At 50.9% G+C, this 20180-nt stretch carries 15 protein-coding genes; 9 read left to right on the top strand and 6 right to left on the bottom strand.

Going from position 1 to position 20180, the window contains the following annotated elements:
* Positions 1 to 168: 168 nt before the first annotated feature.
* Positions 169 to 2175: a M4 family metallopeptidase gene (locus BZG20_RS01700; protein WP_077577917.1), complete on the bottom strand. Its 2007-nt coding sequence runs from the start codon at positions 2173 to 2175 to the stop codon at positions 169 to 171.
* A gap of 250 nt (positions 2176 to 2425) precedes the next feature.
* On the opposite strand from BZG20_RS01700, the gene BZG20_RS01695 reads away from it, so the two are divergent.
* The 5 genes from BZG20_RS01695 (at position 2426) to udp (ending at position 8947) form a co-directional block, all read left to right on the top strand.
* On the top strand, positions 2426 to 3220 hold the full coding sequence (locus tag BZG20_RS01695) for a DUF2927 domain-containing protein (protein ID WP_158010008.1): 795 nt from the start codon (positions 2426 to 2428) through the stop codon (positions 3218 to 3220).
* 138 nt (positions 3221 to 3358) lie between these two features.
* Positions 3359 to 3775 (top strand): CBS domain-containing protein, encoded by a 417-nt coding sequence (locus BZG20_RS01690; RefSeq protein ID WP_046073384.1) that lies wholly within the window; start codon positions 3359 to 3361, stop codon positions 3773 to 3775.
* A 475-nt stretch (positions 3776 to 4250) separates the two neighbouring features.
* Complete coding sequence (gene gltS, locus BZG20_RS01685; protein ID WP_077577915.1) at positions 4251 to 5477, top strand: sodium/glutamate symporter; 1227 nt, start codon at positions 4251 to 4253, stop codon at positions 5475 to 5477.
* Positions 5478 to 5644: 167 nt separating this feature from the next.
* Entirely contained in the window at positions 5645 to 7960 is a 2316-nt protein-coding gene (locus BZG20_RS01680) for a zinc/cadmium/mercury/lead-transporting ATPase (protein WP_241829507.1), read from the top strand.
* A 222-nt stretch (positions 7961 to 8182) separates the two neighbouring features.
* Positions 8183 to 8947, top strand: a complete 765-nt coding sequence (gene udp / locus BZG20_RS01675; RefSeq protein ID WP_046073381.1) for a uridine phosphorylase — start codon at positions 8183 to 8185, stop codon at positions 8945 to 8947.
* Positions 8948 to 9047: 100 nt separating this feature from the next.
* Here udp and BZG20_RS01670 read toward each other — a convergent pair whose 3' ends face one another.
* Both BZG20_RS01670 and yccS read right to left on the bottom strand, forming a co-directional pair.
* On the bottom strand, positions 9048 to 10217 hold the full coding sequence (locus BZG20_RS01670) for a DUF1887 family CARF protein (protein ID WP_046073380.1): 1170 nt from the start codon (positions 10215 to 10217) through the stop codon (positions 9048 to 9050).
* Positions 10218 to 10458: 241 nt separating this feature from the next.
* Positions 10459 to 12717, bottom strand: a complete 2259-nt coding sequence (gene yccS / locus BZG20_RS01665) for a YccS family putative transporter (protein WP_077577913.1) — start codon at positions 12715 to 12717, stop codon at positions 10459 to 10461.
* Positions 12718 to 12961: 244 nt separating this feature from the next.
* On the opposite strand from yccS, the gene helD reads away from it, so the two are divergent.
* Entirely contained in the window at positions 12962 to 15037 is a 2076-nt protein-coding gene (gene helD, locus BZG20_RS01660; RefSeq protein WP_077577912.1) for a DNA helicase IV, read from the top strand.
* Positions 15038 to 15088: 51 nt separating this feature from the next.
* On the opposite strand, the gene BZG20_RS01655 is transcribed toward helD, so the two are convergent.
* A complete protein-coding gene (locus BZG20_RS01655) occupies positions 15089 to 15544 on the bottom strand; it encodes a methylglyoxal synthase (RefSeq protein WP_046073377.1) in 456 nt (151 codons plus the stop codon).
* Between the two features lie 317 nt (positions 15545 to 15861).
* Between BZG20_RS01655 and BZG20_RS01650 the strand changes: the two genes are divergently transcribed.
* The gene (locus BZG20_RS01650) at positions 15862 to 16347 is read left to right on the top strand and encodes a hypothetical protein (RefSeq protein WP_046073376.1); all 486 of its coding nucleotides are present in this window, start codon (positions 15862 to 15864) and stop codon (positions 16345 to 16347) included.
* A 29-nt stretch (positions 16348 to 16376) separates the two neighbouring features.
* Positions 16377 to 17492 carry an endonuclease/exonuclease/phosphatase family protein gene (locus tag BZG20_RS01645; protein ID WP_077577911.1) on the top strand — a complete coding sequence of 372 codons (1116 nt, stop codon included), beginning with the start codon at positions 16377 to 16379 and terminating at the stop codon, positions 17490 to 17492.
* On the opposite strand, the gene BZG20_RS01640 is transcribed toward BZG20_RS01645, so the two are convergent.
* On the bottom strand, positions 17489 to 18361 hold the full coding sequence (locus BZG20_RS01640; RefSeq protein ID WP_077577910.1) for a hypothetical protein: 873 nt from the start codon (positions 18359 to 18361) through the stop codon (positions 17489 to 17491). The two genes, BZG20_RS01645 and BZG20_RS01640, sit on opposite strands and share 4 nt — an antisense overlap.
* A 199-nt stretch (positions 18362 to 18560) precedes the next feature.
* On the bottom strand, positions 18561 to 19172 hold the full coding sequence (locus BZG20_RS01635) for a YitT family protein (RefSeq protein ID WP_077577909.1): 612 nt from the start codon (positions 19170 to 19172) through the stop codon (positions 18561 to 18563).
* Positions 19173 to 19401: 229 nt separating this feature from the next.
* Between BZG20_RS01635 and BZG20_RS01630 the strand changes: the two genes are divergently transcribed.
* Positions 19402 to 20115, top strand: coding sequence for a GntR family transcriptional regulator (locus BZG20_RS01630; RefSeq protein ID WP_077577908.1), 714 nt, complete (start codon positions 19402 to 19404; stop codon positions 20113 to 20115).
* The last annotated feature ends 65 nt before the right edge of the window (positions 20116 to 20180 follow it).

Below are 20180 nucleotides of genomic sequence, written 5' to 3'. Positions count from 1 at the left end.
TATCACCAGTAATCATTAACATAGATGCAATAAAACCGTAATGCGAGCGGCGCGATGACGTTGCACGAAGCATTGACGGGAATAATCGCTAGGGGATCACACTCTTGGCGTAACGTGAGGAGGTGTTAACTCAAATAAAGCGGCCGGGAGAAGTCGGCCGCAGAGAAGTTAGCCTTGGCAGCTGCCTTGATACTGCCAAACCCATTGGTTAGTGAAAGGGTCTATGCCCCAGTTATCTTGCGTGGCCTGGAATAGATGCCCTTGATACTGAACGGTGACGCCTGCTGGATAATAGTTGTATCCACCCCAAGTCGGCATATTGGTACAGCGGTTGGTCTCAACCCCGCGATCGTCAAGGCGTGCTAACACGTTGGTCGCATAATCACGCGCCCCCACGACAGTGACGTACAGATCCATGCCCTGAATTTGGCTAAAGCCACAGTACTCTTCGTTGCCCGCATTCGTTGAGGCGCAGTCGTTATCATTGACGGTTGCAGGGCGACCTACCGCGGCATATAAATCTACTTCGCCGTGACCACGATAGGTTTGCAGCCAAACAGTGCCGCGAGGCGCATTGTGTACCACGAACTGGTAACCAGCGCCCGCGCGCCCTTGGATTTGCACGGGCTGATCGAGTGTCAGTGGCAAGATTCCTGGATCAGGTTGTGGCTCTGGGTCTGGCGTAGGGTTGCCTCCCGTTCCTTGGCAACCTTGGGTTTGAATGCCCACTTCTGCAAAGGCTTGGCTTACTGCTCCGGCTGGGTAGTTTAATGCTTTGGCCGCTTCGCAAATGCCTTCCGCGCCTTGCTGGAAGCTGGAGTTTGGGCGCCAATAAAGCTGGTTTGCTGTCGCAAATGCCTTAAAGGCCTTTTTGATATTCCATTGATCGCTGGTGGCGAGATGATAGAAAGCTTTGTTAAAGATGCCAGAGCTAAAGTGCACATCAATACCAGAGTAATAGCGGTTCACATGACCAATTGAGCGTCCATCTTGGCTTGGGTTGATGAAATAACGCATAGCTTCGCTATGTTTCATCACGTCTTCACCCATTTTCCAGTTAAACTCACCAAATACGTACTGTCCCAGAGCCGCTGCGGCGACATCCGAGAAAGACTCATTCATCCCACCGGACATGCCTCGGTACTCAAGCCCTGAGTTTTGCTCGGTAAAGCCATGGCTCACCTCGTGAGCAATGACATCCCAAGTGGTTAGGGGATACATGCTGCGATTACCGTCGCCAAAGGTCATTTGCCTGCCATCCCAAAAAGCATTGCCATAACCTTGGCCGTAGTGGACGCGCATGGTGAGCTTTTGTCGAATCGGACGTATACCGAGCCAGTCTTGGTACATATCAAATACTTTCTGGCCAAAAAACTGCGCATCATTCATCGGCGCATACGCACCGTTGACTTGACGGTAGGTGTTTTGTGGGCAATTGAACTGATGAACTTCTCCGCCCCATTCGCGGTTATTCATGTTTAATGTCACCACATTCGGGCTATCCATTTGGCAGTCGCGGTTGACTTGAAAGCTACCTAGTTCGGTTTTGGGACCAAAGTTAAATCGACCGCTCTTTTGGTTACCGCCGGGCCCTCCCGCTTCTAGGTGCGCGATGCCCTCCCAGCTATCGAGGATCTCGCCAGACTTAGCATCAACAATTTTCATCGGACGCGAAGGGTGACCGTTGTCGCTGGCAAGGTAGTCAACTTTGTAGACTAGGCGCGCTGTTTGTTGTTTATCCAGCCAGACCAAGAGTTCTGTGTTCGCATCGGCTTGGTGAAAATGCCGATTGCCTTGGCTTGTTTGACCTTGTGCAATTGCAATGGCCTGCTGCTGATTAATCATCGGTAGCGTACCACCGATATCTTGCTCGATATCAGTGACAACGTCACCTTTTACGCTGGGCGCGAAGCCGCGTGCGGTGGTGTTTTCGACCACCGAATAACCGTAAACGGGAACGCCATGATGCAGCTGCTGCTTGCGCACCAAGGCTTTATTACCCACTTGTAGGCGTGATTTTTCACGAAAGCTTAGTGCTGGCGATGATGCCGTCATTGCGCGTGACTGATCATGGTTTAATGCCGCGCTCAAATCTAAGCTTGAGGCATCGACCACATTGGCAGCCTGAGCAGGTATCGCTAATGGAAGGGTTAAAGCGAGTAGCGTTTTACGCATAGTTTCCTCTTCATACTACAACGAGTTAAAAATCGTTGGTTACTATCCATAGTGTGCGTCTAGCGGGGTTTTTTTAGCGGTGAGAATGAGGATTTGGTTCAAAAAATGTCTAGAAAAATGGAACTGATATTAGGTTTTTACGTTTTATGCACAAAATAAAAGACAGCGCTAGGGATTGTTAAAAAAATGATTCAAGCGTTGCACTTTCGCGACTATGCTAGCTAAGGGATTCGATATCGGGAGTAATACTGTGAGTCACTCATATTGGCGGCTTTTTCAGCGGATGGTGTTATTGGCCTTGTGCTTAATGGTGACGCCTGTAATGGCCAACCAACGGGCTTGGCAGTCGCCCGATTATATTGTCGACGCGTTTTATCGTATTGCGTTTAAAAGTGAGTATGTGCAAGGTGAGCAAGGCGTCCGCAAGTGGGAAGGCCCGATCCGTTATCATGTGGCGCACCCAATCAACGAGAGCCAGCTGCATGATGATCTTGTCACATATCACGTATCACACCTCGAAACGCTAACTGGCATCGACTTTATCCCCACCGACATTCCGCAGCGCGCCAACCTCACCATCATGTTTACTAATCACGACCGCTTTTTAGATGATGCGCGCAAGCAATTTGCCAATGCGGATGTCTCCCCGTTACAAGATGCCGTTTGTGCTGCCAATTTTAGAGTCAATAAGCATGGTGCGATTCGTTATGCAGCGGTCGTTATTCCCGTTGATTTGGCGCGATCCAAGGGGAAGCTCGTGGCCTGTGTGGTGGAAGAGTTGACCCAAGTGATGGGACTGCCTAATGACGATGACCGGGTTTTTCCATCGATTTTTAATGACCGCACGCCACAGCAGCTTTTGACTGGGCTGGATGGCTTACTGCTAAGATTGTTGTATCTCGACGAGATAGAAGCAGGGCAAGATTGGCAAACGGCGCAAGCTATCATTCGGCCTGTCGTTGAAAAGTGGGCTCGTGATGGCACCATCGAGAATGCACACCGAAGTGTAAAAACCGGTGAGCTTTATCGTTTACTCGGCTGGTAGCCCACCTATAGAGCGAGCTATTTATCCATTGGTTTGCTCAATAACACAAATTGTTTAAAGTGATTTAGACATTTCGCCAACTTCGACAACACTTAAAGTACTGGACAACAGATTGTCATGACGATTAAGGGAGGCGACATGGAGTCGATCACCGTTAAAGATTATATGAATAAACGCCCGGTAACCTTTTCACCGGATATGCCGCTTTCCAGTGCACTGGAAAAACTGCTCCGCAGTCAGCAGACCGGTGGACCTGTGGTGGATGCTAATAAGCGTTTGGTTGGTTTTATTTCTGAGCAAGATATGTTGCAACAGCTATTGCGCGACAGCTATCACTGTCAAGATTCACACGCCGTGGCTGATTGCATGACCAGTAATGCCTTAGCGGTTGAATCTGAGGATAGCATTATCAAATTGGCTGAAATGATGGCGCCGACCAAACCTAAACTGTACCCCGTGGTCGACGAGGGCAAGTTGGTGGGTATTATCACCCGGCGGGATGTCTTGAGAGCCATCAGTATGCAAATGGGTGAATGTCTTACCCATCCTGTTTGAGGTTTGTTAATTGCGCACCTTACAATCGGGGTAAGGTGCGCCCATTTTAGTATTGATACCCGCGTCGCTTCTCTTGCTCTCTCCTCCTACCTTACGACTATCTCGCCGCGCTTTATCGCTGCCCAAGTACAAAAACCGAACGAATTGTGGTTGTTTTTCATTCAGTCTTATGTGCTGGTAAGTCAATTTTAATCCTGCCTATTTAAGTAGTTACTTGCTATATGACGATATATAGTTCGATTGTTGGTGCTTGTTTTGCGTTTTTCTGCTATTGTGCCGCCCGTTGGTAGCGGGCAGTTATCGCGAGGTTGAGGCGTAAAAGAGCCCAAGCGCGGCAGCAAAACGATAAGCAGGATGCTGGAGTATCGTGAAGTGTGGCTAACCCGTATTGACGTTAATGTGAACGTAAATGAGGTAAAACAAAGGTCAAATTAAACAATCAGGGAGGATGAGGTAAGAGAAACAAAGAGGTTATATGTATCAACTCAATTCAATTGGTGCGCTAGAATCATTCCTGATTGCCATCGGTGTCCTTTTTTTAGGCCATTTTGTTAATTCAAAAATTCCCGCATTGCGCAAGTTTAATATCCCAGAACCGATTGTGGGCGGGTTAATTATTGCGTGTGTTATATCTGTATTACATTACAACGGTATCGATTTTAAGTTTAGTCTGCCACTAAAAGATACGTTCATGTTGATGTTTTTTGCTACCGTTGGTCTGGCAGCAAATTATAAACAATTGGTAAAAGGTGGTTTAAAGGTATTTTGGTTTCTTGCCATCGCATCTGTGTACATCATTATACAAAACGCCATTGGTGTCAGTTTTGCGTCGATGCTTGGCTTGGATCCTCTGATGGGGTTGGTAGCTGGCTCTATTACCCTGTCCGGCGGGCATGGTACTGGCGCGGCTTGGGCACAGATATTAACCGATGAGTATGGTATTCAAAGTACCCTCGAAATTGCCATGGCGTCGGCAACACTCGGCCTCGTGATTGGCGGTATCATTGGTAGCCCAGTTGCTCAGCGTTTGATTAATAAACATCAGCTTGAGTCTGAATATGGGCGTGGCACCACAACACACGAAAAATATCCCGAGCTTGTGACTTACAATGAAAATGAAGAAGATAAAGTGACAGCGAAGAAAGTCATTGAAGTCTTATTTATTTTACTACTTTGTATTACGGGGGCTCGCCATTTATCTGAGTGGGTAAACGGGTTTAATATTGAATGGCTCATGGTGCCTGACTTTGTTTATGCTTTATTCTTGGGTGTGATTGTTACGAATACGCTAGAGGTCTTTAAACTTAGAAAGCTAGAGTCAGAAACCGTGGATATGGTAGGGACTGTCTCTCTATCTTTATTTTTAGCGATGGCGCTGATGACGCTCAAGCTGTGGAACATTCTCGACTTAGCGGTACCATTTTTAATTATTTTGGCGATTCAATCGGTGGTTATCGGTTTATTCAGTTATTACGTCACGTTTAAGCTGATGGGGAGCAATTATACAGGGGCCGTTATTGCTGGCGGGCATTGTGGTTTTGGCCTTGGCGCCACCCCGACCGCGGTAATGAATATGGGCTCAATTGTGAATCGCTTCGGCCCCGCGCCCCAAGCCTTTATGGTGGTGCCGATTGTGGGGGCTTTCTTTATCGATATTGTTAACCTCCTAATATTACAGGGCTATATTTTTATTATCCAATAGGCGGATTGCGCTCAGCCATCATGGCTGGGCGCATCTTTTTCCTGCTGTTGTGCGGCGTTTGGCAAAACAAATGAGAGTTGTTTCGATAAGCGCTTGACTCTGGAGTGGGCTCCAACCCTTATACTGACCACAAGATAATGACACAACGACCAAAGAAGGAGTCGATTATGTGTAAGCATTGTGGACATCACCACTGTCATCAGCCACATCACCAAACGGTTTCTCAGTCTGCGCAGACGGTAACGAATAGCTGCCAAGCATCGAGCTGCTGTGCAAGTCACCAAGACGGAGAGGGCAGTGCGGGCGATGACGATCCCGACAGGCCTCACACCTCGTGTAACGATACCTGCGAGAATGCATCTTCGGCGTCATCCCCGTCATGGTCCTCTATGACCCATGAGTGGGGGGTGACTGGTATGGATTGTCCAAGCTGTGCTGGCAAACTTGAAAAGGCGATTCATGCCACGCCGGGTGTAGAGAGCGCACAAGTGCTGTTTGCGACTGAAAAGCTACGCGTCGCTTTGACTCACGAAGCGCCAACAACCGATACTCGCTCTGCGATTCAGCAAGCCGCGAAAAAAGCCGGTTTTCCGCTGGTTCCCTTGAATCAAACCGCCACTACGCCTTCTGGCTGGCTGAAATGGCGTGATGACGCTCTGCTGTTTGGCCTAATGGGCATTATGTTGGTGGCTTGGGGACTAGATTACTGGTCCGCTTCTTTATCCGATTGGTTGTTTACTGCTGCGACTGTAGTTGGACTGGCACCCATTGTGCTTAAAGCGGCTCGGCTTGCCCGCCAAGGATCGCCATTTTCGATAGAAACCTTAATGAGCATTGCAGCCATCGGGGCCCTGTATCTGGGAGAAACCACGGAAGCGGCGATGGTACTTGTGCTGTTTCTTATTGGCGAGCGGCTAGAGGGATATGCCTCTACACGTGCCCGTGATGGTATCCAGTCACTCATGGCGTTAGTGCCAGAAACCGTGACGCGGATTGATCGTCATGGTTCGCGTGAGACAGTCGCGGCCAGTGATCTAGAGCCGGGTGATCGGATTGAAATCAGTGCCGGTGAGCGGCTCCCCGCGGATGGGCAACTGATGGAAGGTGCCGCCAGTTTCGACCAAAGTGCGCTGACAGGTGAACCTATTCCCGTCGATATCGACGCGGGTGATACCGTGATGGCGGGCAGCTTGGCAACTGATAAAACCGTACAGCTGACCGTGACATCCGCACAGGGCGAAAATGCCATTGACCGTATTTTGCGTCTCATCGAGCAGGCCGAGTCGAAAAAAGCGCCGATTGAGCGATTTATCGACAAATTCAGTCGTTGGTACACGCCGGCAATGATTGGGCTCGCCGCGCTGGTTGTGGTGATTCCACCCCTGTTCTTTGCAGCCAGCTGGCAAGAATGGTTATACCGAGGGTTAGCGCTATTGTTGATCGCGTGCCCATGTGCGCTCGTGATTTCGACACCTGCGGCGATTACTTCGGGGCTTGCCACCGCGGCACGCCGTGGTGCTTTGATCAAAGGTGGAGCAGCGTTAGAGACACTCGCCAGTATCAATGCCGTCTCATTGGATAAGACAGGTACCTTGACCGAAGGTAAACCCATGGTGACCGATGTGCGCGCATGGCACGGTGATAAGAGCGCTCTGCTTCAAGCGGCGACGGCGATAGAGCGTGGCAGCCACCACCCCTTGGCGAAATCCTTGGTGTTGTATAGCGCCGAGCGTGGTCTATCGGTACCGGATGCCTCGCATATTCAAGCGAATGCTGGTCGCGGCGTGCAAGGCATGGTCGAAGGACAGTTAGTCAGGTTGGTTGCATTGGATAAAGTGGCAGAGTCGACGTTAAACCACGCGCAATATCAAGAGGCCCAATCGGTGGCCGAGCGCGGGGTGACGGTTGCGGTTGTGCTCATTGACGAGCAACCACAAGGGATGATCGGCTGGCGAGATACACTGCGACATGATGCGCGAGAAGCCATCGAGCAATTGCGCGCTATGGGTATCCAGCCTGTGATGTTGACCGGCGATAACCCGACCTCAGCCGCTGAAATTGCCCGCGAACTGGATATTGATTACCGCGCGGGGCTACTGCCGGAGAACAAGGTTGAGGCGGTAGAAGTGCTGGCGGAGCAATATCGTATCGCCATGGTTGGCGATGGCATTAATGACGCACCGGCCATGAAAGCGTCTCACGTGGGTGTTGCGATGGGAAGTGGTACCGATGTGGCGTTAGAAACGGCTGAGGCGGCATTGAGTCATAACCGGCTGGTCGAGTTACCAAGAGTACTGCAACTGGCGCGAGCGACCCAAGCGAATGTACGGCAAAACATCACGATCGCATTAGGGCTTAAAGGGGTGTTTTTGGTGACAAGTGTACTCGGTATCACAGGACTTTGGGTCGCGGTGCTGGCTGATAGCGGGGCCACGGCGTTAGTCACGCTGAATGCGCTACGCTTACTTCGTGACCCGCGCTAAAAACCAGGGCAAAGGCTGTCTGCTTTTGCCTTTATAAAGTGATAACGATCTCTAAATTCTGAAATCTGTAATATTCAATATGGTAATAGGTCGATGGTGGTCACACAAAAGGCGTAAAATTTGGGTATCCTAACCACATAACCAATAACGCGTTGATGCCTGCTCACGTAGGCATCACATTGATTCTAATGCGGATGATACCATCCAGCGAGGAGACGAATGATGTCTGATACCCCTGTATTTCACCTTGGCGTAACAAAAGCGGATCTTCAAGGCGCAACCACGGCGATTATTCCTGGCGACCCTGCGCGCGTAGAAAAAATTGCTAACTTGATGGAAAAACCCACGTTTCTCGCCTCACAGCGTGAGTATACCTTGTACCTCGGTTGGCTTGATGGCAAACCTGTGGTGGTTTGCTCAACGGGTATCGGTGGCCCATCGACCTCTATTGCGGTTGAGGAGTTGGCACAACTTGGCGTTGGCACCTTCTTGCGTGTGGGCACGACGGGGGCGATTCAGCCTGACATTAATGTCGGTGACATGATTGTGACCACCGGCTCTGTACGCCTTGACGGTGCAAGTACGCACTTTGCACCAATGGAGTTCCCTGCGGTGGCCGATTTTGACGTCGCCACGGCCATGAAAGCCGCCGTTGATGAAGATGGTGCGACGGTTCACACTGGCGTGACGGCATCCAGTGATACCTTCTACCCAGGTCAAGAGCGTTACGATACCTTTAGCGGCCGTGTTGTGCGTCGTTTCCAAGGTTCAATGCAAGAATGGCAGGACATGGGTGTGCTGAACTTTGAGATGGAATCAGCCACATTGCTGACCATGTGTGCGAGCTCCGGCCTGCGAGCGGGTTGCGTGGCGGGCGTGATTATCAACCGCACACAGAAAGAGACCCCAGATCATGCAACCTTGAAAGAGACGGAAGCGCGCTCGATTAAAGTCGTGGTAGAGGCTGCACGTAAGCTTCTGTCATAAGCGAGACCTCGTTATCCTATCCAAACGCGGTGCCCTCGGGCACCGCGTTTTTTTATTGTCGACCGTTTAGCGAACCTGTCCTATTGCTTCGCGCAAGCGTTTAGCTCGTTCTTACCTCAATCGTCCCGCCCGCTGCGATAAACCAGTCATAAAGATGAGTACGCAGGTTGGCCAGTTGATCCGGGCCAATCAAGGCTAAGCCTAAATCGGTGGCACGGGTAATATCGTGATGCCTTAATGGACGGAAGCTTACCAACATCGCGCGCGCCTGCAGCCCTCCGAGCAAATCACGCAAGGACTCCAGCTTGTATAGGGTATCGTCGCCATCACTCGACATGCCTTTGGTTTTGCATTCAATAATATGCAGCTTGTTATTCACCACCATGGCGACATCTAACTCATTGCGCACCTCGCGCTCACCAATTTGACGATATACCTGTAAAGAGAGGGCACTGTCTTGGATGGTGGGAAGCTCCTGTTGGATGGAAGTGACAGTGTGGTGCACGTAGCTTTCTAGCCACTCCCCGTTGGCAAAACGTCGTGCTTCTTCACAGCTAAATGTCAGCACCCCTTGCTCATAACTGGCTAAGCCGGCATCCGAGAGGTCATCGAGAAGAATACCAAGCTCGCGATAACCTTGCTGCTTCTCACTAAGCGCGACGTCTAAACGTTGCTCTTTACGACACGTGGTTGCGAGGTAGTTCAAAGTGGCCAAGCCTGGACCTAGCTCATAGGCATTGCTGGCCCACTTTTCTCCTAACCGGTAAATGTCATTGGTTAAACAACCTGAGACTTGGTCATCTTGATGCTCACAGCGCGCGCCGAAAACCGTTAAATACTCAGTGAGACTAATATGGTCTTCCACTTGTTGCTGGGGGAGGCCGTCAGGGTACAGCCAACAAAGCTCGTCGCTATAGGGCTCAATTACATAGCTGGGCCACTGATAGGTACGAAAGACTTCATAAGCGGAGAGTAATTGGTGGCGCAGGCCACAGCTCGCATTAAAAAGGATGTCTTCAGAAGCGTTGCTGAGCTGTTCTGCCAGTTGTTTCACTTGGCTTTTTACTTCACGAATATTGATGTCGTCCGAGATTTCAAAAAACTCGGTTTCAATCCCCTTGGGTGCCAGCACACGTGTTAAACGCTCAAACTCCAGATCTTGCTCCAGTGTGCCAATGAGTATCAGCTTACTCACAGGCAATTGCTGATGTAAAACAGGGGTGACGAGACGGACGGGGTCAGAGTCGATGATTCCTACATGAATAGCCATAATTGCTCCAGGCGGGCTACGAGGCGGCATTAGGCCGCTTAATTATCAGTATAGTTGCCAGCCTCAACAGGTGGCGTAACTATTAATATCCGGCCTCGCGGTCAGGCTTTCAACCATTCGCTGCGTAAATAAGTGTAATTTTACACAGCGCTGACGTGATATCCGTCCTGTTAACTCCGCAATAACCGTGCCTTTCACGTGACAGTGCCGAGCTAACCCTGTGTAACCGCTTTTCTTCCTTTTAGGCGCGACTTTGCTTAAGTGCTTGCTGGCGCAGTGTTTCTGTCAAACTATTGAGCTCAGGCAACATGCGTCGAATTAAGTGTAGCTGTTGCAGCACCATGCTTAGCGGCGCGTTATCAACAGGCGCGTACGAAGGTGATTGCGATGCGTTAGCGTCATTGGCGTGGTGCTCATCAATGCTCACAGGCTCGCCTGCGGGTGTCTTGGTGCCAGTGGATGGTACTTGGGTGGGTAACTCTGCTGGCAATGCTTGACCCAAACGCTCAGTCAGTGTGTTAAGTGATTGATGAATCTCACGATGGAGTTGCGCCATTTTTTGGTGATTAACTTCATCATCCATGCGACTACGGTGCGCGCCGAGGGCCGAAATATAGCTCAACATTGCGTTGTTTAAACACAAGAAACGGAAGGTCTCTTCGATGTTGGTGCGATAGCGTCCAGGCTCCACCAGCATGTTACTGATAGCGGTGGTAAGCTCGGCATCGGCATTGTGGGCGTGACGTCGGGCGATACGATAAGCCAGGTTGTCGCGCTTACCGACGCGGTATTGCGCAATCACATGGGCAAGATAGTCTCGATTGGCTTGCAAGGCTTCGGTCATGATCCCGCGCAAACGGTGTGCTTGCCAGTCGGGTAACACGTAACGGACGGCCGCGACGGCAATCAAGCTGCCAATGACGGTATCGCCAAGGCGGGGAAGAATAACAGCGAAGCCTTGGCCGAATTGGCTAAAGCACATTAATACCAACAGCGTAATAAACAAGGTTGCGAGGGTGTATTGCACGGTGCGAAATGCGAAAAAGAGCACACCGGTGATCACCATCAACGCCAGTTGACTGCTGGGATCTGGAAAGAGATAGAGCGCCGGTACGCCCAAGAGTAGACCGGCGACGGTGCCCAATACTCTCTCTTTAAGCTTACTGCGGGTGGCTGAATAGTTGGTTTGGCACACGAACTGAATGGTCATCAAAATCCAAAAACCGTGCTCTAGCGAAAGCCCTTGGATCAGGGCGTAGCCGGTCAATAACGATAAAGACAGGCGAACAGCATGACGAAACCGCAATGATTTGACCGTGAGCTGTCGACGAATGCGGTAAGCCATTTCCCCCAACGAGTGTGCATCAGGGTCGGCCAGTTCACTTTCTTGCAGATTGTCCGTGCTAGCTAAGTGGCTCAAGCTGGCGAGTTGTTGTTCCACTGTCTCCAAGTTTTTGTAGAGAAAATCGAGTTGCTGCAGCAGTGCTAGGCGAGTGCTGTTTTGCTCCTCTTGTGCCGACAAATAGGCCATCGACTGTTTGATTGCCGTGAGCGCTTGCTGGCCTGTTTTCGGATGCTGGTAGTGTGTACCGATTGACATGGCTTGAGCGACATCCCGGCAGGCTTGAGCTTGGGCGTTTAATAAGGCTTCAAAGCGAAAGAGGATATCGGAATGGAAAAAATGCGCCGCCAGATCTTGGTAACGATAATGGGATGAACTGACACGCTCGTGAATATCTTGGGCAATGAAATAGGTTTGTAGCAAGGTTTGATGCCGCTGTGTGAGTCGGCCACGGCGCGCGCGTGTCAGCAATGACGCTTTTGCTTGGTTTAGCGCCGCCACCACTTGGGCATTTTGGTTAGCGGCGGCGATACGAGTCGGCTGCGGAACCAATTCAGCCACCGGATGAAATAAACGGGATTTGGTTTCCATGTACGTCGCCGTTTGACGAAAAACCGCCGCGAGCCGGTGCTGCACAGGGCGGTGAGGCCAAATGAGGATCCATACTAGCGATAGCAGCCCATACCAGAGTGCGCCTGACAGCAGCATCATAGGTTGCAACCACATATCACTGCCTTGCTCCATCCCCAGCATGGTATAAACCGCGAGAAGCAAAGAGGCAAAGGCAATGGTGCCATAGCGCTCACCGATCGCACCCAGCATGATAAAACCGAAACTCGATAGTGTGAGGCCAATGGCAAATAACCAAGGTGTGCCGTAAAGCAGTTCGACAGAAAAGGCGGCGACCGTGAAGCAAACAAGGGTGACACCGAGCGCACGCAACCGTCCCCAAAAGTGATCATCTACTTCCGCCAATGCCGAGGCAATTACACCGAGCACCAGTGGCGTCACAATATCTGTGCGTCCAGCGTATCCCGCGTACAACGCCACACCCATGAGAGCGATCAGGACGCGAATACTGTCATTAATACGATGGTTCGCCCAATACTCACGCACGGCGAGCGGCAGGAAAGGTAAACGTGGCAGAGAAAAAGGCATAAATAAGGATGATCGGCCAACAATGCTGGCAAGATAGCAGAAACGGGACCAGAAACTAAGCCTCAATCGGGTATTTTGTCATGGATTAAGAAAATGGTTGCGGCAGGTCAATTTCGCGTTGTCAGCGCAGTGCGTAGGCAGTGGCATCGCGCTAGTGAATTGATTTATCGAGCCTTGAGAAGTAGCATGCCAAGCATCTTTTTAGGGCACAACGCGTGCGCTATTCGCTGAATAACGTTGAGATATGAAACTTACGGCCAACCGTTGGGCACAATGGCTTGTTTATGGCGATCATTACAGCCTGCAGTTAGAAGATGATGGTTTATTGCTGGAGTCTCGCCACCATCGCCAATACATTCCTTTCTCAGCATGGGACGGGCAACTTCGGGTGTCGCGTGGTTTGCTTTGGGGCACGATTTCGCTGACCGGTTATACCGAAGAGGGCGACCCACTGCCATTCGAGGTCTTTGGCTTGCCATGGGATCACGCCCAACAGGCGGGACAAACTATCTATCGCCACTATCAAGCCTATATCGCCCGTTATCAAAAACGGCTGGCAATGATACGCCCCAGTTTACTGGCAGAGTTTGATGCACTGGTGAATGCGCCAGGTTATGCACGTGTCACACAATTACGCACCGCGCAGCAAACGGTATTGAATAAGCTGGAAGGCGAGGGGATACCCGCCTCATTCTTAGCCAATTTGGACGAAAGCCTTGCCACCACGTTAGCGCCTGTGTTGCAGGCCGATTCAAGCTGGCTGAAAGCCCGCAATCAACAGTGGCAAGCGGCGATGCTTAACCAGTGGCAAACCTGGTTTGATCAGGTTGAGTCGTCGCCTTTGAATGCGGGACAGCGCGAGGCCGTGCTTACTGATGAATCTCATACCTTGGTGGTGGCTGGGCCCGGAAGCGGTAAAACCAGCGTGTTGGTAGCACGCGCCGCCTACTTGATTGAAAGCGGTCAAGCCAAGCCTGAGCAGCTTTTGTTGCTTGCCTTTGGTCGAGATGCCGCCACCGAGCTCAAAACTCGGATTAAGACCAAAACGGGCCATGAAGTGAATGTAACCACCTTCCATGGTTTTGCCCGCCAGCAACTTGCTGAACATGAAGGAAAGGCGCCGATTATTTCTCCACTCGCCAGTGATGAGACGGCGAAATCGGCATGGCTGACCCAAACACTCGCCGAACACTGGCAACAGTCCTCTCCCCGTAAAGCATGGGACAAATTACATCAGCAGCACGCACTACCACTTGATGATAATGCTGAGCTCAGCGCCTGTGCCCATGAAAACCGGTTGCACACCTGGATTTGGTCGCGTCTTTCTCGAGTGATCCAAGCCAATACCACCAAGCGCGCCCTGACCGATAGATTGGCGAGCTTTGATGAGCAGAGTGCGTTAAAAAATGAACTGGCGGTGATTTGGCCGTTGTACCAAGCCTACAAACAGGCGCTAAAAGCGGAGAACGCTGTTGACTTTGACGGCTTGATCGCAAAAGCCACCAAGTTGTTTCAGCAGCGAAAATTCGTCACGCCTATTCAGTTTGTGATGGTCGATGAGTATCAAGACATCTCCCCGGCACGGTTGGCGATGCTCGAGGCACTGTGTCACGGTAAAACGGACAGTGAAACCCAATCACCACGCGCCTCCTTGTATGCCGTGGGGGATGATTGGCAAGCCATTTATCGCTTTGCCGGTGCCGATGTTAGCTTAACCACCGAGTTTGCACAGCGTTTCGGTGACAGTGAAATTTGCTGGCTGACCACCTGTTATCGCTACCCGTCTGCCTTGGGGAATGTGGCACAACAATTCATTGGCCAAAACCCCAAACAGCTGAGCAAACAGTTGGATTACGCGCGAGACAAGGCATCGGCGAAAACACCCAAAGCGATCAAGGTGATCGCTGACGATAAGCTAGAAAAGACGCTGACAAGCTTAGAGAAAAAGCACGCTAAAGCAGAGCACGCTGTGAGTGTGATGCTGATTGGTCGCACGCATGCTATTCGTCCTGACGCACTAGAAAGCTGGCAAAATGCGTATCCTTCATTGGCGCTTCGCTATACCACCGCACACGCCAGCAAGGGCCAAGAAGCCCACTATGTGTTTATCCTCGGCATGGATGATGGCGTATTTCCCGCCAAACCACGCTCGCTTTCACTCGATGAGGCGTTACTGGGAAAAAATGAAGAGCCGATTGAGCACGCGGAAGAACGACGACTGTTTTATGTCGCCCTGACACGCGCACAAAAACAAGTGTGGCTGGTACACCAAAAAGGTCATGCCTCATCATTTGTTGAGGAGCTCAAAGGGTATCTCTAGAAGGTGTATAACCCACACTGTCAGCGAACGACTCACAGCGTGGGGCAAGCACTACAAACGCTCGTCTAAATAGGCTTGATAATCGGGGATTTGAACATCCACCTCTTGCCCGAACAGCGGGGAGGTAATCAGAAAGCGGGCGGTCGAGCGATTGGTGGCAACGGGAATGTTCCAAACCGTGCTGACACGCAGTAGTGCTTTGACATCTGGGTCGTGTGGCACGGCATTGAGCGGATCCCAAAAGAAAATCATCGCATCAATTTTTTGTTCAGAAATCATCGCACCGAGTTGCTGATCGCCACCCATTGGGCCGCTGATAAGCGGAGTGATTTTTAATCCGGTTTCTCGCGCAAGAATATGCCCCGTGGTGCCAGTAGCATAAAGCTCATGCTGACTCAGTATCTCTTTATTCTCTTGTACCCACTCGCTCAAGGCGTTTTTGTAGTGATCGTGCGCCACTAACGCCACGTGTTTACGCGCAAGCATGGTGCGAGACGTTTGCTTCATACCTATCATCCCTCGTTAACAAGGTGGTTGCTATCAAACTGCGTGAAGCAGCATTTACCGAAGCCTAAATCAATCCGGCGATGAAATATATCGTACAACGGTCAAACTCCGACGGTCACTTGTCAGAATTATCACATTATCAATAAAAAAATAGCCAAGCAGATGAAATAACATCTATTTTTTCACCCACTTGTTAATCAAGCACGCAAAAGTAGCGCGACAACCCGTCCAAGTAGCAACAAAAAGGCTACAGTTAGGTAATCAGGCAATGGAAGTGCCTATTCATGCAGGAGTGTTTATGAGCAAGGAGTACGCGTATGTGGGTGACACTGGATTTTGAAGCATCCGGTTTGTCGTTAGTGTCTTACCCGATTGAGGTCGGGTACGTGTTACCAAATGGCGACAGTGATAGTTTTTTGATTGACCCTTCCACCGCCAGTGGCCATTGGCAGCACTGGGACAAAGAAGCCGAAAGCCGAATTCATGGGATCTCCCGCGAACGCCTTTTTAGTGAAGGGATGAGTGTGTTAGAAGTATGCCAGCACCTTAACCAAACCCTTGCCCCCTTTGAGCATGTATTGTGCGACAGCCAGTGGGATCTGTTTTGGATGGGGCGACTTTACAAAGCCTGCTATATGCGCCCTTCATTCACCTTAATGGAGGTAAACCAGTGGCTAAAAAAGCACAGTGATCTCGATCGGCGCGATTTTAGTCGCGAAATGGAGGCGTTGGGGCCGACGCCGCATCGAGCAGAAGAAGATGCGCGGCAAATTCGTCGCGCCCTCGATAGCTTGTTAAAATAGGGGTTCTTTCAGCTCATTATCGGGATGTCATGACAGCACCTTCAATCCTTAGGGTGGCACAATTCAACCTGTCTCTAGCCGGGCGTCAGGCCGGTGAGATCAAAGCAAAGATGTTAGCGCCCACCCCCAGCCGACAAATTAAAAACCTCGCCGCGACCTTACAACGAGTGCGTCCCGATGTGGTGGTGCTTTGCGAATTCGATCATCCAGGTGATGGCGGTGATGATGGGGCGCTTGTCGCATTTTGTGAGCGTCACTTGGCTGAATCGCAACACGGTGAAACACCGATTGATTATCCGTATCGCTATTTACCCGCCACCAACACAGGGTTAAAACTCACGGTGCCAGTCAGTGAGCATCAACACTTAACGAATGCTCAGCAGTGTCATGGCTTTGGCGACTATCATGGCCAATTTGGCTATGTGATTTTATCGCGTTACCCCATCGAAGACGATGAGATTCGCACTTGGCAGCACTTTGCTTGGCATCAATTACCTCACCATCAACTCCCTACAGACTATTACACCGAACAAGCACAACAGGCGTTACGTCTCGCCTCGAAAAACTTGGTTTCAGTGCCGATTTTGGTTGGCGATGATCGAATACAGGTCGTGGCGTGTCATCCCACACCGCCCGTGTTTGATGGGCCAGAAAAGCGTAACTGGCGGCGCAACAGTGATGAAATTCACCAACTGATTGGCCTTTTGGATAACGCGGATTGGCTGGTGGACGACAAGGGCGCTCACGGCGGACTTTCTCCCAAGACACCGTTTGTGGTAATTGGCGATTTAAATGCAGACCCGAGCTACGGCGACGGGGATAAGCAAGCCATTGGCGCCTTGCTTCACCATCCGCGTGTGCATCCCGAGGTTGCTGTCGGCACGCAGGTGCCAAAAAGTGACGCAGCCCAGTCTCACGCGTTTCGCTTTATCAATGGTAAAGGGCGGGCAATTGCTACCCATAACGGTGGGTTGCGCCTCGATTATGTCCTACCTTCGCGTGAGCTCTCGGTGATAGCCTCCGGCGTATTTTGGCCTGCCCCTGATGATGCCGACTACCCACTGATCTGTGATAAAAACGGCCAAGAGCATGCGCGTGCTCACTCCGATCATCGTCTTGTTTGGGTCGATGTGGCGCTGAGTTAGCGAGGCTGCGTATCCAGCGCCACGCCTTCACGCTGACACGCAACTTCTGCGAGGCGCTTAGCTTGTTCGTCAGGCTTTAAAAAACAGCAGGTTGAACAATAACTGTGTTCTTCCACGGTAAAGATCCGGCAGCAGCCGCCGCGCAAACGGAAGCTGTGGGTTTGTAATACGGTTTGCGTGTCGTTCGGATCGTAGACGGTCACATCGTGAAAACCACTGCGCTTACTATAAAGGGGGGTGCCGCGTTGATGGACGATCGACAGCGCCGCTTCACGCGCGGCTTGTTCACAATCACGATGTTTACCCACCATCAAAAAGGCAATACAGATTGAATCGGCAACCACTTTCCAAAGTGGCCCCTCACGCATACCGCTTCGTTCCGCGACCGCATCGACGATGGGCGAAAAATGCCGTAATAAGGCACCATGTAAAATAGCCTGCCAATTCTCTGCCACTGGCTGTTTCCAGCCAATCAACGCATTGAGATAAAAATGTGGCTTGTGATACACCAGCTCCTCGCCATTGGGTTTAGTGACGCGAGTAGGCTGGTATTTAATGTGCCAGTTATCTAAGTCCAGCGAGGGGAGTTGTCCACCCTGCAGCCAGCTGGCCAGCACGGGCAGCAGAAATTCATAGGCGTAAGCGCCGATAAATAGCGTGCCTTGGGCGCGGTTATCTGCATCGCCATAGGTCGAGTTCACCGCGGCAAAACATTGCGCCAATCCTTGTGGGGTGGTGAGCTGTTCACGAAGCGGCACGCCTTGCACATCATCAGGGATCACTGACAAGCCTAAAGCAGAAGGGAAAGAGGGTAGTGCAACCGTGTCGGGCAGGCTTAACACATCAACGCTAGGATCGGCCGCGTTCATCAACACTCCTTTACGATAGGCGATCAAAACGCGAAATTTAGCATGTGTAGCAATCAATTGTAAGAGTGATTCGTATTTAGATGTAGAGGCGCTATCGTAACGATTGGGGACAAGGTGTCGCAGAGGAAGTGATTGAAAAAAGAGGCGGAAGGCCGCCTCTATCTATATTTATCTGTGTTTTCCGTGTCATTCACGCCCGCTATGCGGCTTGGGGTGGCTGAACTTGGTAGCGTCCGGGTTTATGGTTCATGGCAAGGACAAGATTGGTGGTGATTGCGGCAGCGACCGATAAGGCAATTAGCCATGGGTCAACGACCATCAGCGACAGCACCACAATTGAGCAATCCAGCGCCATTTGCACTTTTCCGGCACGGATGCCAAACCGTTGCTGCAAAAACAGCGCTAAGGTGTTAAATCCACCCAAACTACACTGATGGCGGAACATCACTAGCATACCCATGCCGATTAACCCGCCGCCAAATAGCGCGGCATAAACAGGATGAATGGTGTTGATGGTGAGCACTGCGGTTAAATGATCGGCGCAAAATGAGACGATGCTGACCGCAACCAAGGTACTTAGGGTAAAGCGTTTCCCCATTTGGGTGTAGGCGAGCCAATAAAAAGGCAGGTTGATCACGAAGAAAAGTTCACCAAAACTGAAGTCAGTGACTCGCTGTAAAAACAGCGCTAATCCAGCGGTGCCGCCGGTCAATAACCCTACTTGGTTGAAAAAGAAGATGCCGAGTGACACCAAACTACTGCCGATAAGCAGCGCGAGTGCGTTTTCACGCTTGGAATGATTTCTATCCATATTTGCGTTCTATCCCTATTAAAACGACCGCACTACCATACGCCGCTTTCGCAATAGGTCGAGTCAAACGCCCGTTTGATAACAAGTGAATAACAATCCAATGCGTACATTATCATTTACGTTGTGGTTTTGATCACGATAAAAAGGCGCCGCTACAGACCAAAGTCTAATCTACATTGTCTACAATCTTATTCTATTCTGGCTTTATTGAAGTTCTTAGGCGGTATTTATGTCTTTATTGTCGACAAATGACCAGGTTCTCGATCAGGACACGCAATCGGCGCAAGCTGAGTCACGTGAGCCCACCAAGTCAGCCAGCCTGACCGAACAACTTATCGAGGCGATTGTCACCGGCACCTATCCAGCGGGCACCAAGGTGTCGGAAGCAGGGTTGGCCACAGCATTTGGCGTCAGCCGAGGCCCGTTGCGCGAGGCGATGATGCGCGTTGAAGCTTTGGGGTTGGTCGAGCGCGTCCCTCATGTGGGCGCGAGAGTAGTGACACTCACCCATCGACAATTGGCTGAGATTTACGCGGTGCGTGAAGCGTTAGAAGGCATGGCCGCAAGATTGGCCTGCGCGCACATCACCGATGCGGAAATTGAGCAGCTCAGTGCGGTGCTAGACACCCACCATGCCTATATCGAACGGGTGGAAGGGGCGGCCTACTTTCACCAACAAGGCGATTTTGATTTTCATTATTGCATCATCAAGGCCAGCCATAACCAGAAACTGATCAACCTGTTGTGCGGTGAGTTGTACCACCTCTTGCGGATGTACCGGTTTCAATCGCCGCGGGCGCATTCTCGCCCTAAGCAAGCACTGCAAGAGCACATGCAAATTTTAGCGGCAATTCGCGAGCGCGATGCCGAGCTGGCGGAAATGCTGATGCGTCGACATATTCAGCGCAGTCGCCAACTGATTGAACAGCAAATTACCGATTAACTAACACGCTATTGGCTACAAAATGCCGGCGGTTCAACCCGCTAAGCCATGAGTTCACAAGGAGA

Origin of the sequence: Salinivibrio sp. IB868 (assembly GCF_001995655.1) — a bacterium.
GTDB lineage: Bacteria > Pseudomonadota > Gammaproteobacteria > Enterobacterales > Vibrionaceae > Salinivibrio > Salinivibrio siamensis.
Note: the sequence above shows the minus strand (reverse complement) of the source record. Positions and strands in the feature narration are given on the sequence as shown.

What these genes read in the sequence shown, in the direction of transcription:
- BZG20_RS01700 (WP_077577917.1), bottom strand. Translation starts at nt 2,175, where the DNA reads ATGCGTAAAACGCTACTCGCTTTAACCCTTCCATTAGCGATACCTGCT.
- BZG20_RS01690 (WP_046073384.1), top strand. Translation starts at nt 3,359, where the DNA reads ATGGAGTCGATCACCGTTAAAGATTATATGAATAAACGCCCGGTAACC.
- gltS (WP_077577915.1), top strand. Translation starts at nt 4,251, where the DNA reads ATGTATCAACTCAATTCAATTGGTGCGCTAGAATCATTCCTGATTGCC.
- BZG20_RS01680 (WP_241829507.1), top strand. Translation starts at nt 5,645, where the DNA reads ATGTGTAAGCATTGTGGACATCACCACTGTCATCAGCCACATCACCAA.
- udp (WP_046073381.1), top strand. Translation starts at nt 8,183, where the DNA reads ATGTCTGATACCCCTGTATTTCACCTTGGCGTAACAAAAGCGGATCTT.
- BZG20_RS01670 (WP_046073380.1), bottom strand. Translation starts at nt 10,217, where the DNA reads ATGGCTATTCATGTAGGAATCATCGACTCTGACCCCGTCCGTCTCGTC.
- yccS (WP_077577913.1), bottom strand. Translation starts at nt 12,717, where the DNA reads ATGCCTTTTTCTCTGCCACGTTTACCTTTCCTGCCGCTCGCCGTGCGT.
- helD (WP_077577912.1), top strand. Translation starts at nt 12,962, where the DNA reads ATGAAACTTACGGCCAACCGTTGGGCACAATGGCTTGTTTATGGCGAT.
- BZG20_RS01655 (WP_046073377.1), bottom strand. Translation starts at nt 15,544, where the DNA reads ATGAAGCAAACGTCTCGCACCATGCTTGCGCGTAAACACGTGGCGTTA.
- BZG20_RS01650 (WP_046073376.1), top strand. Translation starts at nt 15,862, where the DNA reads ATGTGGGTGACACTGGATTTTGAAGCATCCGGTTTGTCGTTAGTGTCT.
- BZG20_RS01645 (WP_077577911.1), top strand. Translation starts at nt 16,377, where the DNA reads ATGACAGCACCTTCAATCCTTAGGGTGGCACAATTCAACCTGTCTCTA.
- BZG20_RS01640 (WP_077577910.1), bottom strand. Translation starts at nt 18,361, where the DNA reads ATGAACGCGGCCGATCCTAGCGTTGATGTGTTAAGCCTGCCCGACACG.
- BZG20_RS01635 (WP_077577909.1), bottom strand. Translation starts at nt 19,172, where the DNA reads ATGGATAGAAATCATTCCAAGCGTGAAAACGCACTCGCGCTGCTTATC.
- BZG20_RS01630 (WP_077577908.1), top strand. Translation starts at nt 19,402, where the DNA reads ATGTCTTTATTGTCGACAAATGACCAGGTTCTCGATCAGGACACGCAA.